General features: G+C 56.7%; 13 protein-coding genes. 5 read left to right on the top strand and 8 right to left on the bottom strand.

Annotated features, from left to right (window positions below):
* The first annotated feature begins 33 nt into the window (after nucleotides 1-33).
* Nucleotides 34-2,025, top strand: coding sequence for a capsular polysaccharide biosynthesis protein (locus tag THIDRDRAFT_RS18285; RefSeq protein WP_007042388.1), 1,992 nt, complete (start codon nucleotides 34-36; stop codon nucleotides 2,023-2,025).
* Nucleotides 2,026-2,115: 90 nt separating this feature from the next.
* Here THIDRDRAFT_RS18285 and THIDRDRAFT_RS18280 read toward each other — a convergent pair whose 3' ends face one another.
* From THIDRDRAFT_RS18280 to THIDRDRAFT_RS24825, 5 genes are read right to left on the bottom strand one after another with little or no spacing between them, the layout of a single operon-like run.
* On the bottom strand, nucleotides 2,116-3,195 hold the full coding sequence (locus THIDRDRAFT_RS18280; RefSeq protein ID WP_007042387.1) for a KpsE/RkpR family capsule polysaccharide export protein: 1,080 nt from the start codon (nucleotides 3,193-3,195) through the stop codon (nucleotides 2,116-2,118).
* A 3-nt stretch (nucleotides 3,196-3,198) separates the two neighbouring features.
* Nucleotides 3,199-3,903, bottom strand: coding sequence for an ABC transporter ATP-binding protein (locus tag THIDRDRAFT_RS18275; protein WP_007042386.1), 705 nt, complete (start codon nucleotides 3,901-3,903; stop codon nucleotides 3,199-3,201).
* Nucleotides 3,900-4,691 carry an ABC transporter permease gene (locus tag THIDRDRAFT_RS18270; protein WP_040845354.1) on the bottom strand — a complete coding sequence of 264 codons (792 nt, stop codon included), beginning with the start codon at nucleotides 4,689-4,691 and terminating at the stop codon, nucleotides 3,900-3,902. The genes THIDRDRAFT_RS18275 and THIDRDRAFT_RS18270 overlap by 4 nt, the downstream gene beginning before the upstream one ends.
* Nucleotides 4,692-4,703: 12 nt before the next feature.
* Complete coding sequence (locus THIDRDRAFT_RS18265; RefSeq protein ID WP_007042384.1) at nucleotides 4,704-6,386, bottom strand: polysaccharide biosynthesis/export family protein; 1,683 nt, start codon at nucleotides 6,384-6,386, stop codon at nucleotides 4,704-4,706.
* A complete protein-coding gene (locus THIDRDRAFT_RS24825; RefSeq protein WP_139058803.1) occupies nucleotides 6,383-6,865 on the bottom strand; it encodes a DVU3141 family protein in 483 nt (160 codons plus the stop codon). The genes THIDRDRAFT_RS18265 and THIDRDRAFT_RS24825 overlap by 4 nt, the downstream gene beginning before the upstream one ends.
* 265 nt (nucleotides 6,866-7,130) lie before the next feature.
* Here THIDRDRAFT_RS24825 and THIDRDRAFT_RS18260 point away from each other — a divergent pair, with 265 nt between their 5' ends.
* Complete coding sequence (locus THIDRDRAFT_RS18260; RefSeq protein WP_007042382.1) at nucleotides 7,131-7,526, top strand: hypothetical protein; 396 nt, start codon at nucleotides 7,131-7,133, stop codon at nucleotides 7,524-7,526.
* On the opposite strand, the gene THIDRDRAFT_RS18255 is transcribed toward THIDRDRAFT_RS18260, so the two are convergent.
* The 3 genes from THIDRDRAFT_RS18255 to THIDRDRAFT_RS18245 all read right to left on the bottom strand — a co-directional run bounded on the left by THIDRDRAFT_RS18255 (nucleotide 7,527) and on the right by THIDRDRAFT_RS18245 (nucleotide 14,677).
* On the bottom strand, nucleotides 7,527-8,858 hold the full coding sequence (locus THIDRDRAFT_RS18255) for a capsule biosynthesis protein (RefSeq protein ID WP_007042381.1): 1,332 nt from the start codon (nucleotides 8,856-8,858) through the stop codon (nucleotides 7,527-7,529).
* 258 nt (nucleotides 8,859-9,116) lie between these two features.
* On the bottom strand, nucleotides 9,117-9,914 hold the full coding sequence (locus tag THIDRDRAFT_RS24035; RefSeq protein WP_083827520.1) for a SapC family protein: 798 nt from the start codon (nucleotides 9,912-9,914) through the stop codon (nucleotides 9,117-9,119).
* An 80-nt stretch (nucleotides 9,915-9,994) separates the two neighbouring features.
* Nucleotides 9,995-14,677, bottom strand: coding sequence for a beta strand repeat-containing protein (locus THIDRDRAFT_RS18245; protein ID WP_007042379.1), 4,683 nt, complete (start codon nucleotides 14,675-14,677; stop codon nucleotides 9,995-9,997).
* Nucleotides 14,678-15,587: 910 nt separating this feature from the next.
* Here THIDRDRAFT_RS18245 and THIDRDRAFT_RS18240 point away from each other — a divergent pair.
* From THIDRDRAFT_RS18240 to THIDRDRAFT_RS18230, 3 genes are all read left to right on the top strand, one after another.
* Nucleotides 15,588-15,878 (top strand): hypothetical protein, encoded by a 291-nt coding sequence (locus THIDRDRAFT_RS18240; RefSeq protein ID WP_040845352.1) that lies wholly within the window; start codon nucleotides 15,588-15,590, stop codon nucleotides 15,876-15,878.
* A complete protein-coding gene (locus tag THIDRDRAFT_RS18235; protein ID WP_040845351.1) occupies nucleotides 15,859-16,101 on the top strand; it encodes a hypothetical protein in 243 nt (80 codons plus the stop codon). The genes THIDRDRAFT_RS18240 and THIDRDRAFT_RS18235 overlap by 20 nt, the downstream gene beginning before the upstream one ends.
* A gap of 10 nt (nucleotides 16,102-16,111) precedes the next feature.
* The coding region (locus THIDRDRAFT_RS18230; RefSeq protein WP_007042377.1) for an ISAs1 family transposase at nucleotides 16,112-16,628 on the top strand (517 nt) is incomplete at its 3' end.

The raw sequence follows: 16,628 nt of genomic DNA, 5'->3' as shown, positions 1-16,628 counted from the left end.
AAGCGCCTGCCTCCCATTGCATAGAGGTTCTTGATGATCGGAATCCTTTCGCGCGGAATCCAGAGGATCCCAGCGCTGGAAACATTCCTGGGAGAACCCATTACCTCCCTAAACCCACTCCGCGCCCATCCCGACCTAACCGCCATTGCGGGATGGGGATTGAAATCGACCTCGCGTCGCGCACGAAACTACGCTCACAGGCACGGCCTACCCTATATCGCACTGGAAGACGGCTTTCTCCGTTCCGTCGGACTCGGAAACCAGGATCCACCCCTATCGCTGATCGTCGATGATCTGGGCATCTATTACGACGCGACCCAGCCCTCTCGCTTAGAGTCTCTGATCCCACAGGCATTGTCCGATACCGAACTGGCACGTGCACGGAGCCTGCGCTCGGCTTGGTGCAATGCGCGCGTCTCCAAGTACAACCATCTGCCGGAGGAATGTTTACCGCTGCCCTGCCCTGCCGTGCTGGTGGCAGATCAGACATTCGGCGATCCGGCGATCCAACTCGGTTTGGCCGAACCTGCAAGCTTCCAGCGGATGCTTGTCGCTGCGCTCGACGAGAACCCGGGCGCAACGATTCTGGTGAAGATTCACCCGGATGTCTATGCAGGCCGCAAACGCGGCCATTTCGACCCCCAGGCACTGAGCAAGATCGATCGCGTCCATCTACTGACGCGAGACATCCACCCCGTCTCCGTGCTGGAGCAGGTTGAGACTGTCTATACGGTCACCTCGCAACTGGGTTTCGAGGCGCTCATCTGGGGGCGCCAAGTACGAACCTTCGGGATGCCGTTCTATGCCGGTTGGGGCCTGACCCAGGACGAACAGCCCGCTCCAGAGCGGCGCTCGGTCATCACATTGGAGCAACTGATCCACGCGGCACTGATCGCCTGTCCGCGCTATCTGGATCCAGAGACCAACCAACGCTGTGAGGTGGAACGCGTGCTCGACTGGATGGGCTTGCAACGCCAGTTGCGCGAACGCTTCGCGGAGCCGATTCAAGCGATCGACTTCTCTCCCTGGAAGCGGCCGTTGGTGAAACGCTTCCTGCAAGGCAGCGAACTCGGATTTGGCCGCCAGATCGACCAGGCCTTGCCCGGTGAAACCTTGGCCGTCTGGGGTTTGAGATCCTCTCCAGCCGGACAGAAAACCTTGCGTCTGGAGGATGGCTTTCTGCGGTCGGTCGGACTTGGGGCCGATCTGGTCCAACCGCTGTCGTGGGTGGTGGACTCGCGCGGTCTCTATTATGACGCAAGTCGCCCATCGGACCTGGAGGTCATCCTTCAGAACAGGGATTTCGACCCGGCCCTGCTATCGAGAGCCCGCAAGCTGCGAGAGAAGATCGTCGAATCGGGGCTGACGAAATACAATGTCGGCACTTCCGACTGGCAACCTCCAAGCGGCGCGAAGCGGATCATCCTGGTCGCGGGTCAAGTGGAAACGGATGCCTCGCTCCGATTGGCGACACCCGGTATCCGCCGCAACATGGATCTGTTGCGGCGTGTCAGACACGAAAACCCGGATGCCTACGTCATCTACAAACCTCACCCCGATGTCTTGGCAGGCTTGCGCGCGGGAGGCGAAAACGAGCGCCTCTCGCATGACTGGTGCGACGACCTCGTGACGCAGGCATCCATGGCGACGCTCCTGAATCAGGTCAACGAGGTGCATGTCTTGACCTCCCTGGCCGGATTTGAAGCGCTTTTGCGTGATAAAAGGGTCGTCTGCCATGGTCAGCCCTTCTATTCAGGATGGGGGCTGACATTGGACCGCGAGCCGCTCGCGCGCAGAACCCGCGTGCTGAACATCGACATGCTGGTCGCTGGAACGCTCTTGCTGTATCCGACTTATGTCAGCCGTATCACGAACCGCTACACCACGCCCGAACGCGCCTTGGACGAATTACTGATGTGGAAGGAACAGAGCGCATGCCAGGGAGAACTCACCAGATGGCGTCGGATTCTCAGACCCATTTTGGGCTGGATAGCAGAAGCACGCTCCCAGACAAACCGGGCATAGTCGAAGCAAGATCATCAGATTGACAGTTTTTCTTGCCAAGATGAAAACTTCACGAGCAGCTTGCCTGGAGCACAAAAACGGAACCGCCGATCAATCCTTGTGATCGCGAATGATGGCGAGCAGGAGTTGCACGATGAGACCGGACAGCAAGGCCAAGATGGCAAACACCGTGATGTTGTAAAGCCTTCGCGGCTCCGTCGGATATTCAGGCTCGGTCGGCGCCTGTAGCACCGAGACCTGTTTCAATGCACGCACCGCCTCGACACGCGTGTTTTCGAGTGCAGCCAGAGAACTCGAATACAACTCCTTCGTGAATTGAACCTGCAAACGCAGCAACTCATAATCCGCAGACAAGCGATTGAGCGCACCGCCAGAGGCGCGCGCCAAACGTGCCCGCTCGATCGCGATCTGCTCGCGCATCCCGCGAATATCACTGTTGAGTCGCATCATCTCCGGTGAGCGTTCACTCTGCGAAACGCTGATCGCACCTTTACGTGCTTCGAGCTTGGCCAACTCGCTCTCCAACCCAGAGACTACCGCACTGATACTCTCGACCGTATCCGTCGGGGAAACCAAACCGTGATTATTCTGATAGGTCAACATGCGATCGCTCGCTTCGACCATACGGGCACGAACAGCTTCGACCTGCAACTCGATGAAACGCACCTGCTCCTCGGCGAGACGATGCCCCATGGCATTCATGTGCTCCTCTCCGAATTTCAGCATCAGAGTCACAATCTGCCGCGCGGTTTCCGGATCGTAAGCCTGGGCGCTAACACGCAGCACCTGCGCGTATTCATCCAATTCGACCGAGACACGCCGCAGGAAATAACGATAAAAATCTTCGGTCGGCACATCGGATGACGAAAGCCGCGAAATCCAATCGATATGCTCATTCGAATAGTGCGCGCGCAAATGCAATTCCGCATCGAGCCGAGTAAGCATATCCGTGGAAAGAAGATAATCACGCAACATCAGCAGATCGTTGTTCGAGGTTCCCGAAAGAATCGCCGAGAGACCGACACGCGGCTGAGTAATCTGCGCACTCAGTAAGACGACGTGCGCGCGCGAAACATAGCGATCGGTCGCCATGAAAGACCAGTAAAAAATCGCACCAACAATGGCGCCCAAAATCAACCACCATGTGGGATAGGCACGCAGTATCTTCATTCGCTAACCGGCCTTCTTGAGTGGCGGATTGGCATCTGGAGCCGCCTTGACACTGTCACCATAGGCCTTGAGCGCATCGGCGATATCGTCGAACCAAACTCCTTCACCGTTACGCAGCCACAGACCCGCCTGGCAGAGATCGCGCAGAATCCCCTCGCTGTGCGATACCATGATGATGCTGGCCTTGCCGACACGCTCGTTGAAAGCCTGCTTGGCCTTCGCCTTGAATGAGGCATCACCGGTCGCCGTCGCCTCATCGGACAGATAGAGATCGAAGTCGAATGCCAGGGATAGGCCGAAGGCCAATCGACTGCGCATCCCGCTGGAATAGGTCTTGATCGGCTCGTCGAATGCCTTGCCGATCTGAGCGAAGCGTTGCACTGAATCGATCACTTCCTCGATCCGCTTGGCATTGCCATGAATACGGGCAACGAACTTGACGTTCTGACGGCCCGTCATGGTGCCTTGAAACCCGCCCGCCAGACCGATCGGCCATGAAACCCGACAGCGGCGCACGACACGTCCACGATCAGGATAGTCCATTCCGCCAATCAGACGTAACAGGGTCGATTTACCCGCACCATTGCCTCCGATCACCCCTAGACTCTTACCTTTCGGGAGATGGAAGTTCACGCCACGCAACACCCAATCGGTCGATTGGTGGTTACGGGTGTGATAGCGCTTGTAGACGTTCTCGATTTCGATCATTGTGCCTTCAATCGCGCGGCGAAACGCACATGCAAAGCCAAGCCGAGCGCGAGCATGACCAGAATCCAAGACCAGAGATAGCCGAGACTCACGCCCTGATAGGTTTTGTAACCGGGGAAAAAATCCGACCGTAAGAGCTCAAGTCCGTGCAATACCGGATTGTAGAGCAGATACTGCAGGATCTCGTGCGGCACATTATGTAGAGGAAAAATAGCCCCGGACAGGATGAACATCGGCAACATCATCACACCAATGACGTGCTCGATATCCGGCACCAAACGTGCCGCGACAGAGAGGATCAAGCCGGCACCCAATCCCAGCAACCACATCGACACCCAAATAAACATAGCGCCTAGCGGATCCCCCGGCAGCACATCCTCGCCAAGCAAGCTGGCAATAGCGATTAGGATCATAAAGACGATCGTCTTGAGCACACCTTCCATGACGGTACGTACCAACACCGGATCGATCGGCTTGACTTGACGGTAGGCGAACAGCGCTTGGTTGGCCTCGATCGCTTTCAATGACCGCGTCATGCCTTCGCGGAAGAGGAAAAAGGCGATGATGCCGACGATCAACCAAGGGATGTATTCTGCGCCAGAAATCAATCGCGCACGACCAAGCACGCTGCGAATACCAACCATCACGGCGATAAAGGCAACCGGCTCGCCTAGCATCCAGAACCACCCCAATCGATCACCCATAGTGCGCGCCAATACCTCGCGCATGAAAAGCGCGTGCCAAACGCTCCAGGTGACTTGCCAGTGCGAGCGAACCCCATCCGTCATAACAAGCCCAATTCAGAGATCCAAGGCCACCTTGGTTGCAACCGCAATCTGATAGAGGATCTGCGACAAAGTCTTAACCAACTCGAGATTCTTGCTCGGAATCTCGGGCAACACCAGAATCTCGTCGCCCGGAAGCAAAGCCGCATCACTGGCGGAGACCACCTCGCCACTTTGGCGAGCCAAGAGAACTTTTCGAGTATTGGCCCGATCAGTGAATCCTCCCGCACGGTGGATGTATTCATCGGCATCCTGTCCGCTTTTATAGACCATCGCTTGCGGCACCAGCACCTCACCGCTCACGAAAATCGAATCAGACCGATTTGGGATAGTGATGACATCCCCGTCTTGTAGGCTGGTATTCCGAACCCTCCCACCCTCAGCTACCACCAAGCGACCCGTAGGCTCTAGCTCCCGAGCACGCTTTACAAAATCCTGAATCAACTTGGCCTCTTCGACCCGAATCTTGCTTTCATCGACCGTCGACGAGGATGCCCCCAGATACGCAGTTTCGAGTCGTTTCAGGCTTTCATTGAGGGATTCGCGCTGGCGCTGCGCTACACTTTTGCGCCTAATGGAAACACTCGAAACATCCGAGAGTTTTGGATCGACCGGAATACTATCGAGCAATTCCATCAACTGCGCGTTGCGAGGCACGGTAAAGCGCGAAGGCCCTTTGAAGCTACCTTCCAACTGAACCACGATGGTTTCCTGATGCTGATCCACGGAGAAGAACAACTCGTCTCCGGACTGCAGCCAATGAGAGGCTAGATCGTCGATCGAGATATAGGACGAGAAGGGACCGACATCGCGCACACCAGTTACAAGCACACGTGAGACACCAGGCCGCAATTGAATCCATTGCATCAGATCGGCGACCGACTGAGTCGTCTCCGTCAACTCATAGCGATGCGGTTGGGCAACATCGCCCGATACGGTCACCATCGGACCTTGACGCCCGACCACGATGGTGTCGCCATCCGCGAATTGCGGTCTTGGCAGGCTGCCGTCAAGTAAGAAGGGATAGAGGTCGACCTGTGCGATAAGGCGATGATCGCGCAACACCCGCACGTCGCGAAAACTACCCGAGGCCATGTCGATACCGCCCGCCTGGTCGAGGAAATTCAGCACCGAATCGCTCGGCGTGCCCGAATAGCGTCCGGGTTTCTTGACGAAACCCGTGACGAAGACAGCAACAGGCTGCACACCCTGTAGATTCGTATACACCGAAACGTTGTCGGTATAGATCGACTTGATCGCCTTGGTTACGCGAGCGTTCAGATCGGCCGCGCTGACGTCCTTCACCTGCACCGGCCCCACATCGGGGATGAAGATATTTCCTTGCGTATCGACAGTCAGCACCAAGTCGACCTCAAGAGCACCCCAGGCACGCACCGTCACCTGATCGCCTGGCATGATGATATAGCCAGGGTTCAGATCGGATGTCAGCTTGGACCTGAAGCCACCCGCGAACAGACTGGCTCCAAACGGCTCGATATCATCGACTCTCGATGGACCAAGCAAAACCGAGGAACTCATGTTTGATAGCGGGTTTTGAACACGCTGATCAAGAGGAACATCAACCTGAGCATTGATGCCCTGGGCACCCACGGTCGGCGCCCAGACCGTCAGCATCCAGACAGAGCAAGACAGAATCAGCAGGCGGCACAAGATGCCCGCGCAAACCAGAGACTTCATCTAGATCCACTCCAAACAGGCGTGGCCTCGTCACCAACGCTCAAGAGCGGCCGTCCTCCAATCTGCAAAAGACGCACCGGCACCCAAACCGTCGGGTCATCGGGGTCTTGGCAAGCCAACGCGGGAGTGGCATTCGCATCGGGATCGATCGTCAGCTGGCGACAATTCCGCCCGCTGGCTGCTGCGTACGTCTCATGCAACAAGACTCGAATATTGGTCCCCCAGGGACTACTGGGAAGCACAACTAACGTATTGGCTGGTTCGCGAGTCAGTAATTCTTGAAAGCTGAGGGTCTCGGCAGCGTTGGTACCACCGGATAGGTCGCGCGTCCAACTGGGAGGCCAATGAGCGCATCCCGAAAGCAGTGCGACACAGAAACACAAGGATACTCTGGCGAAAACTGAACGCAAGAGAACACGGGTTCCGAGCAAGCCGACATGGACAAGCAATGACTGATTCCCGTGCTCAAAAACTGACATCGATTTCCTTAACCGTCGAAACATCAAATACCTGAAATCAACGCCATCCCATGCCTTGGGGAACCGCATCTTAACAGCAACCACGTTAGCGAACCAGATCGCGAAGGCTCAACATCCCCGCAGCCACAATCGATTGTCACTAAAATTCACCAAGCGGAATTCGCCTCTCGCGTCAGTCAGGATTATCATCTCGCAACCAAATTTCGTGCCTTGCGCACATCAGAGGATGCCCCTCTCTTAGGGGGGGTTGCTGCGGAATCGATCGATGAAAGAATTTTTTACGGGCCTCGCATTATCGCTGATCCTGCTCCCCTTAGCCCTTTTCGGGCTCGCCTTGCTCGCCTTCTACGGATTAACCGGACGCATCGCGCGCGCGCGCGCTGGCGTCAGGGCGCTAGACCATTTCGTCAACGCCTCGGTGTTCAACGGCTGTTCCTGGGAATCCATCTCATCGCACGCCTGGCGCGAACGCAACAACAAGCGCTGGGCGCGCTTCGTCATCCGTTTCGCAGACCTGTTTCAACAGGACCATTGCAAGCGCGCCAACAAGCGCGAGCAGCATGTCGTCAACTTAGTACTCAGAAAGGAATTACACGCTCAAACCATTGGCAGAAAGAAATCGGCAACGAAAGAGCCGACTCCAGCCAATCAACCTCGCTAGTCAATCCGTACCGGCCTGGGCGACACGCAACTCGATTGGGCTGACCTGACACAAAGAAGCCGCCTGATAAACAGGTTCTGCCGGCTGCGGCTGCGGCTGCGGCTGCGACGCAGTTATCAACCCCAAACTCGGCGGCCAAACCATACCTGTTCGGTTGGATACTGCACTAAGACGCCGATAAAAATTGCCGTTGGCCTGATTCCAGGCCAGCAGCCAGGCGCGGAAATTCAAGTAGAGCTCACGGTCGATTTTACCAGGGGCCGACCAGAAATCATCCAAACGCCCATGAAAGGTCAATCCAGGCATGTGATAGACGGGATCCCCCATGACACACACCGGGGTGTCATGCAGCAGCGATGACAGACCCACCGTACTGTTGATGACGATCGTCCCCAGCGCCTTATCAAGCAGGGTCGGAAGGTGCACATCATGGACATAGTGCACGCGTCCTTCCAGACCGAACGCTAGCGTCATGTCTTTCAAAACACGGCCGTAATCGCGGTAGCCGCGATCGAGGGGATGGTGTTTGAACACCAGATGCACATCCGGCGCAGCCTGTCGCGCGAAAGAACACAACACATCACCGATGAACTCCTCTATCGAGTCGTAATCGGAATGGACGCTGATCTGAGCATCGTTATGCGTCTGCAGAGGCACCAGAAAGAACCGGCCCGAGAGCGGGCCGAACAGTGTGCGGGCCAATCCCGCCTCACGATGGCGAAACCAGATTTTGCGCACCCAGGAGCGAATCCAGTAGAAGGCCTGGCTCAGCGGCTCAAGCGAGCGATGATGCCGATAATGTGGGTAGCGCCACCCGAGCAATGCATTCGCAAGCGCGTAAAGGATCGCAAAAAGGGCCGCGCGCGAAAAGGCATGCTTGACTGGCAGCGGATTGGTCCGCGTGATCGTATGCGGGATTTGAGCCCGATAGACATCGGGGTCCCGAGGAAGGGAGGAGAAATTATTGGTACCGCCGCGCTCGACAGTGATGAAATCCGGCCGAATGTAGCCTTCCTCAAACACATAGACTTGAGCCTGGCGCCTGCGAGCGATCTCCGGCACGCCGATGTGGTAATGACGACAGTCGCCAAAGAGCATAATGATGTCAACGTCATGCTCAATAATGAAATTATCGAGAAAATCGGGCCATACATCAAGAGTACCGCGAAACGCAGTTGCATGACTGGGATAAAAAAGCCGATCCCCTGGACAGAGATTGATCTTAAGAACTTGAGCCCCCGCGTCCTGCAAATCCTGTCTCAGCCGCCAGAAAAAGAGCCCCATCGGACCTTGCAGCAACAGCACGCGTTTCCCACTAAATGCTGACAACACAGACAGCAACCTCCGGATTTGCAATATCTCAAATGGGAGAATTCCGCCACATTCGAGGACTCAGACGAGCCGTCATTTAGCTTGCTTAAGGGGAGAATACCACAAAGATACCCCGGACTTTCTGGGCTCGGCACCCTAGCCGACATCAAAGATAAATACGGGCACAACCTCCCCGCCATCACACCTTTCAGTGAGCACACCAAATCTCGCTTTCATTCAGTGTTTGAGGACGACGACAAACTGAGAAAGTCAGTAACTTTAAAGGAAATCAAAACTGATCGTATCAGATCCGAGAATGTCACTCATCACATCAGGATTTTCGGCCGTAGCTGTAATCGCCAATTGCTTTGCCATCCATCCATCCTTCAGATTGGTCAGAGACAAAAGATGTGCATAAAGCAAATCCAATGCTCCCGACTGCATCAAATCCTGAAGCTCAGTCGAGGGAAGCTGCTTGAGCCTGGATTTATCCACAACACGCACACCCGTAATTTGATACGCGCCCGCATCTCCCGCCGGACGAACCGTAAGATCTCGCTCAACCAATAGCCCAGCCCCGATGAGCTTCGAGACGAGATCAACGGTGCGGCGTCGATCCTGCTCCAAGGCGACCAACACCTTCTGGACCCGCAACAGCACGGGCGATGGATCTCCGGTCTCGGTAAATAAGGGCTCGCCAGTCTGGTCGCTTAGATGAGGAGCAGACTCATCGATCAAGATCCCGGCGCGCACCGTTGAGTCTACGCCTGAGCCCTCCGCTTCAGACATCATCAATTGAAACGGATAGCTACGAATCACGGCAGGTATGTAGCGACCCAACCACTGGCCTTGCCCATTCACATGAAGATTTTCACCCGCCTTAACGCCCAGAAGCGCCATCGGCATAGGGTCATCACCAACCGGGAATACCACAGGGTACTCACGCGCAGCATGTGCAACCTCCGCAGCGACCAAGGTCACCAGCAATCGACTGGAGACGAATTGATAGGATTGATTGTGCGATAACCGCAAGGCGCGATGGCGCTTACGATCTAAAGGCTTCATTTCACGGTCCATGCATCCCCCAAATAAGCCGGGGCCACATCCTAGGATGTGGCCCCGGTGTCTAGCACGAGCTAACTAGTCAAGCACCCCGCTTAAGCAATGCCTGCGAAGTTCTCATCGCTCAGGTCGTTCCAATTAACACCCGTCAGAAGGATTGTGAAGTCCGCACCAGTGTTCGAGGTTACGACAGCGTTGCCGGCGTCGTCCAAAAGCGGATTGGCCGCCAAATCATATTCAGCCTGCTCCGCAGCAGACAAGGAACTCCACCACGTGGCAGCATCTTGAATATCGATATCTGTCGCGCTATCGACACCCAACGCCTGAAGATCGATGATGGAGGCATTACCCAAGTTGACATTACCCTGAACATCGAAGGCCTGGAAGCCGTCGATCTGCCAGACCACCCCAGCCTCATTCGCATCTTCCGTAAAGATGAAGTTGGTCACGAAATCAGACAGAGTCGTCACGATATCGTATGCAGGATCGCCTGTTAATTGAGCGCCAGCAGTTGTCGTAATCGGAACCACAGGGGTGTTCGCGGCGTCGCTCGCACCAACAACCGCATTCGGCATATCACCAGGCAGCGCCGCCGATGCCGTCAGCTGAACAACGCCACCACCACCAGCAGCAATCGCGAAGCCACTCGGCGAATTTGCAGCATCGGCAATGATTGTGGCATTCAGGGCAGCCGCCGCAATCGCCGCATCGGTCTCATTGGTGTAGGTATAGAGGCTACCCGCGAAGGTGATCGACAACGACTCACCGACAGCCAAGTCACCGAAACCGGCGAAATTCAACGTCTGCACTTCAGAGACATCACCCCCAGCAGCAGCACCAAGCGGGACGGAATAGAGAGCGTTATCACCGCCTAGGTCAAATTTGAAGCTATAGCTGTTCACATAGACATCAGCATTGCTTCCCTCAGTGGAATCCCAAGTCGCATCCAGCACTTCACCATCGAAGTTCCGGAAATCGACCGTGGTCAGACTGGTATTGAGTTCAGACTCCAGTTCCAATTTGACATCGACCAAATCGGAGGCATTGCCGCCACTCAAGGTCAGAGTACGCGCCGCATCATCGGTCGCCAGAAGCGCGTGCAAGATTCCATTCGGATCGCCCGCCTCATCGTTTGCGGCATTGATGTCGAATTGGGTGAGCTCACTGAAGTCGAGGTCGACGTTGACGGTTTGGAAGCCCTCGACATTGATAATGCCGGCCGCCGTCCCGTCAAGACCACCGATCGCTGAAGAGGCAAAGTTGCCCGCGTCCAAGGTATCGACGGCATTGAGGTTGAGGGTGTCGGAAGTCCCTGTCGCCACGAAGTTGAACGTCGGAACAGCCCCCCCAGCCAGGTACTGACCATTCCCACCCGTAGCATCGCCGAGATCGACGTTGACCTCGCCAGAAAGACCTTCAAGGGTCAAATCCCCATCGACACGGGCGATCACGTACTTCGCGACATCGTCAACGTTGGTGGCATCGAATGTGCCCTGAGCACCGAGCAACGTGTTTCCACCCTCGATTGCATCTTTCACGTGGTTCGATACAGGACCGCCACGCATACCGAACTGGATCATCTCGAACCCAGAAATATCGGCGTTGGTATCGACACCGTTATAGAGCATCAGCCAATCATCCGTGCCTGCCGTACCAACGAGAACATCTTCATCCTCGTTATCCAGCAAGGTTGCATCCATACCCAGATTCAGATCGCCAGTCAGGGCGGACGCGCTGACATTCATTGCCGGGGAATCGCCACTAACCACCGGAGTGGATGCCAGGTCAGTCACACGAATACCCAGATCCTGAGTGCCGTCCAGGTTCAAGGTCGTGACACGCTCGGCCTGGAGGTCCTTCACCACGTCGCTGCTATCACGCTGACCACCAGAGGTCAGATTGAGGGTCGTCACCGCACTCGGATTAGCGGAAGGCGCAGGCGGCTGATCTTCGATCTGCAAGGAGTCGACGATCAAGCGGCCACCAACACGCGCCGTGTTATCCAGATCGACATCCAGGGTCGTGCCATCCGCCCCTTGGACCTGCAGATCTCCGAAGTACTGGGGGTTGTCGCTCTTGTCGCCCAGCGTCTGGTTCTTGCCCGAGACAGTGATACCGGTTCCACTTGCGACATTAATCAGAGTGGTATTGTCACCACCATACGACGCAATGTCCGCACCAGTAGTGTTATTAACACCAAGAACACCTTTAACAACGTTTGACACACCGTCCGTCGCGATCACGACAGAGGTCACACCGGCCATGCTAGCGAAGTCATGGTCTGTGGCGTCGAACTCGAACTGAGTATCGCCGTTGGTATTTATTCTGTTGTAGCCAGTACCCTCGACCTCATAGGTCTGGAAGTTGGCAAAGCCTTCGAAGGTCGTACTACCCACGCCGTGGCTACCCGAAACGGCGATGATGTTATCCCCTTCACCACCATCGACGGATGCGCTGCTGGCAACCGGCAGATCAAGGTTCAGGCGATCGTCACCCGCGCCAAGATTCACGTCGATCGCGAAATCCGGATCGCCGGAGAGGCCATTATCGACCGAGATGGTGAAGTTATCATTGCCCGCGCTACCTGTATAGGTAAACGGTACCTCTTCAGTCGCCTCGTTGAGATAGCGACCGACGGAGTTCCCCGTCAGAACGATACCCAGATTGAGCGAGTCACCGAGGAAGGCAGTAGTATCGACGGTGCGAACATCCGTCAAACCGTTCTCGACACGACCGTCGAGTTCGCCGGTCTCATCTTCGATCGTGGAGCCGACCGAGAGGTCACCATTCGCTCCGGTACTCGTCAGATTGACCGTCTCCAGATTGCGATCACCACCACCAAGATCGCTGCGGGACTCCATGGAGGTCAACCAACTCGAGCCATCGACAGCGACATCAAACACGGCTACGCCGCCATCGCCCATCGATCCGATATCCAAGCTACCGCCCTGCGAGGTGCGGCCAACGGAGTCGAGCACGACGGAGGTTTCAACCGGCGATTCATCCTGAATGGGTGCGCCAACAACCAAATCCCAATTCAACGTACCGGACGGAGGAACGATGTCGTTGATCCAGCTATACCCCAGCGCCGCAAAAGTACCACCCTCGGAATCCGTGATGGTCAGGCTATTGTCGGGGTTCAACGTGGCCGTCAGCCCAGCAAGCGCCTCATCGGCTGCGAGCCCGGCGTTAACCGCATCAAGCAATGCATCATAGGTGCGCGCAGCGCCCTCGCCCAAATCCAAGGCCAGAGTGTAGGTCTCGCCATTGAAGGTGAAGGAAACGCCGTCGACCGGGAAATTCTCCAGCGACCCAGGAGTGGCGGCATCCTCCAAGCGCAGCGTCAGGCTGGAATCGATAGCGGTCAAGCGGTCATCCGCAACCTGTGCCGGATCGAAGTAGGCCGAAAAGCTCACGCCAGGATCGGTCTCGGTCATGCCGAAGGTGGTCTGTTCCGGTAAGGAGCGAATGTCCTCAACCTGGATATCGGCCCGACTATTGTCAGTCCACCATTCCTGAACCCCGAGCATCTTCTCGGCATCAATGGTAGAAAGATTGACCTCACCATCATCCTGCGGATATTGGGCGCGCAGATGCACAACCTCTACGCCATTCGTCGTCGCCGAAATCGCAGGCCCGGAGGGGACCGAAGATGAGCCCGTGGTGGTCAAGTCGGCAATGAGGGTATCTCGACCACCTTCGCCATTGATGACATCCCCAGTCTCCAAGGTGTTCGCCAAAGCACCCACAACATTCTGAACGACCGGTGCGGTGAACAGGTTGTCTTGGTCATCACCAATCAAGGTATCCTGCCCGAGCGTAAGCGCGGTACCCGAAACGACCGCACCATCCACGATGGTCGTATTGATGACCTCGGTCGTGTCGGCACCGGAGAGGGTGATGCTAAAGGTCTCGGGCAACTCGGCGAGATCATCGTTGGCAATGCCAATCTCGAAGGTGCCGGTGGTTTCACCAGCCAGGATGGTGACGGTGCCGACCGTCGCGGTGCTGAAATCGGAAGGTGTAACGTTGGGGTCGGTGCTGCTCAGGGTATAGGTGAAGGTGGTATCGGCATCGACAGCCTTGGAGGCGGTCACGGTATAGGTGACAGTCGTACCCTCGTTAGCCAAACCAACATCTGCATCCTGAGAAAATTCGAAAGAAAGCGGCGAAATAGCGCCAATCGATGCAGCAACGGCCTCATCAATGTCCGCTTGAGTAGAGGTTGCATCAAGCCCGTCGACCAAGGCTCCGGCGGCAGCCAAAAATGCGTTCTGGTCCGCAGCAGACAGCTGGCTGAAGGGGGTAAGCCCATCCGCAACCTGCTCATTATAGAAGTCGACGCTGGCCTCGACCCAGTTCTGATAGAGCATCTGAGTGGTATCGACAGTGGCCTCGTTCGCCCACATGCCGTCAATCATCTGCATCGCCAGACTGCCAACGCCTTCGCTGTTGTAATCGGTGATGCCCATCTCGGACATGACACCCTGCCAGTAGGTAAAGCCTTCGGTATCGGGCGTATCGACCTTGAAGATGTTGACATAGAGCGCGGCCAGGAAGGCATCGCCGGTCAGCGAATCGCCCGAGCCGTCCTGATAGGAGCTCTGAACGCGCGCCTGATCGAAGAAGCTGTCGGCAACGTCGTCGTAGGTCCATCCCTCATTGTCGATGAGGTTGGTCCAGTAGTCCGCGCCCTCGGCATCAGCGGCGGCGCCCCAGACGCCGGCGTAGATTTCGAGGACCTGCTCCAAGGTTCCATAAGTTGCTGGTCTTGCCATGGTCAAAAACTCCGTTGAGTGGGATAAATGCTGCGAGGTATGCTGAGGGTGCGTGAGCGATTCGATCTCTTAAAAGCCCGCCTAAGAGTACACCACTCGGACGCAGTCGCCAACGCCATGCCCGGCTGAGCGACGCCGATTATTGCAAGGATCCGCAGACCGACGCTTCATGTTGTTTTTAACCATTGTCGCATCTAGCCAACGGACTATTTCAAAGACTACTCGGCACCCTTGGTTTCGTCAACCTTGCCAATGCACCGATTTCATTCAACATAAACACCACAAACAAGTCGCCCAAGACCACCAAAACAAATAAATCAACAGGTTAACCCAACAGCACACCGGTTACACAGCAATCTCACAGTTGACGCGCCGTCGCATCTTAACCGCCACCAGCCTGAAAACGACACTTCTAGGGGGGCTTGGTCATCGATTGGTCCAAGGCTGAGCATCTGGGTAGGTGATTGAGACCGATGAGGGCGTGGCAGGAGCGACGGGGAGGCGTACCCTTGGCAGTGCAAACTGACCGAGGGAAACGCCGTTGCCTGATGCCCCTGCCGCGATTAACTCTACTGCACACTCAGACATCCGACGCCACTGCATGATCGGCGTCATCGAGCCGCGTGTCTCGGCGCGGTGGCGCAGGCACGCAATGACGGACAGAGTCAACGCGCTGCGGCGGCCGGAGCCGGTGTGCCCCGCAGCACGCTGCGTTACTGGAACGAAGCCAAGGGGCGCGGTGCTCCGGCGGTGTTGCTCGCCTTCAGCGAGACGCCCGAGGGCGTGGTGTGGCTGCGCCGGATCCTGGTGGCCGCGCACTGGCGCATCACCGAGATCGGTGGCGCGGGTATCCGCGTGGTCGATGAGTTCCTCGAGCTCAGCGGCCTGTCGGAGCTCATCGCGGCCTCCTATGGCTCGCAGCAGGCAGGCATTCCATGCGCAACTGGAGCAGCACATCGTTACCTGCGCGCGCGAACAGCGGACGCAACTGGCCGCCACCATGCCGCATCGCCGCTTGAGCATTGCCGAAGACGAAACCTGGAAGGATGGGATGCGCCTGGTGGCCATCGAGCCGGTCTCGGGCTTGATCTTGGTCGAGCAGGTGGCCGAGACGCGCTCGGCGGCGGCCTGGACGCACGCGCTCGCTCACGGGCTCGAAGGGCTGAACGTCAGACACCGTCGTGCAGGGCACCAGCGATGAAGCCAAGGGGCTGTTGGCGCATGTCCAGCGCGATCTCGACGCCCATCATTCCACCGATCTCTTTCATGTGCAGCATGCGATCAGCCAGGCCATGAGCCTGTCGTTGGCGTGCGCGCAGCAGCAGGCGGAGACCGACGAGGCCAAGGCCAAGACGCCAGGGCGAGCGCGTATTAACGCTAGATTTGACATGATGTTGCGGCACCCTGTTAGCCAATCGCCTTGAGGAGCCTCGCGTGTCTGCCAGCCTGATCGAGCATTTTGCCAGCCTTGAAGATCCCCGTATTGAGCGTAACAAGCTGTATCCTCTTAAAGAAATTCTGCTGTTGACGGTCTGTGGGGTGCTGAGCGGGGCGGACGGCTGGGAGGCGATCGAGCAGTTTGGAGAGGCGAAGCTGGAGTGGCTGCGTCGCTTTTGTCCGTTCGAGAACGGGATTCCGTCGCATGATCGCATTGCCAACGTGATCTCACGGCTCAATCCCAAGCGGTTTGAAGACTGCTTCATCGATTGGACGCAGACCGTCACCGGGGTGACAGAAGGCGAGGTGATTGCGGTGGACGGCAAGACGGTCCGAGGCTCGCGCGACCGACGCCGGGGACGTGCGGCGCTGCACATGGTCAGTGCTTGGGCCGTATCGAACCGTTTGGTGCTGGGGCAAGAAGCTACGGCGGAGAAATCCAATGAGATCACGGCAATTCCCGAGTTGCTTGAACTCTTGGCGCTCAAGGGCTGTATCGTCACGATCGATGCAA

This window comes from Thiorhodococcus drewsii AZ1 (genome assembly GCF_000224065.1).
GTDB classification, from domain to species: domain Bacteria; phylum Pseudomonadota; class Gammaproteobacteria; order Chromatiales; family Chromatiaceae; genus Imhoffiella; species Imhoffiella drewsii.
The sequence above is the reverse complement of the archived record's forward strand: the minus strand, read 5'-3'. Positions and strand labels throughout refer to the sequence as shown.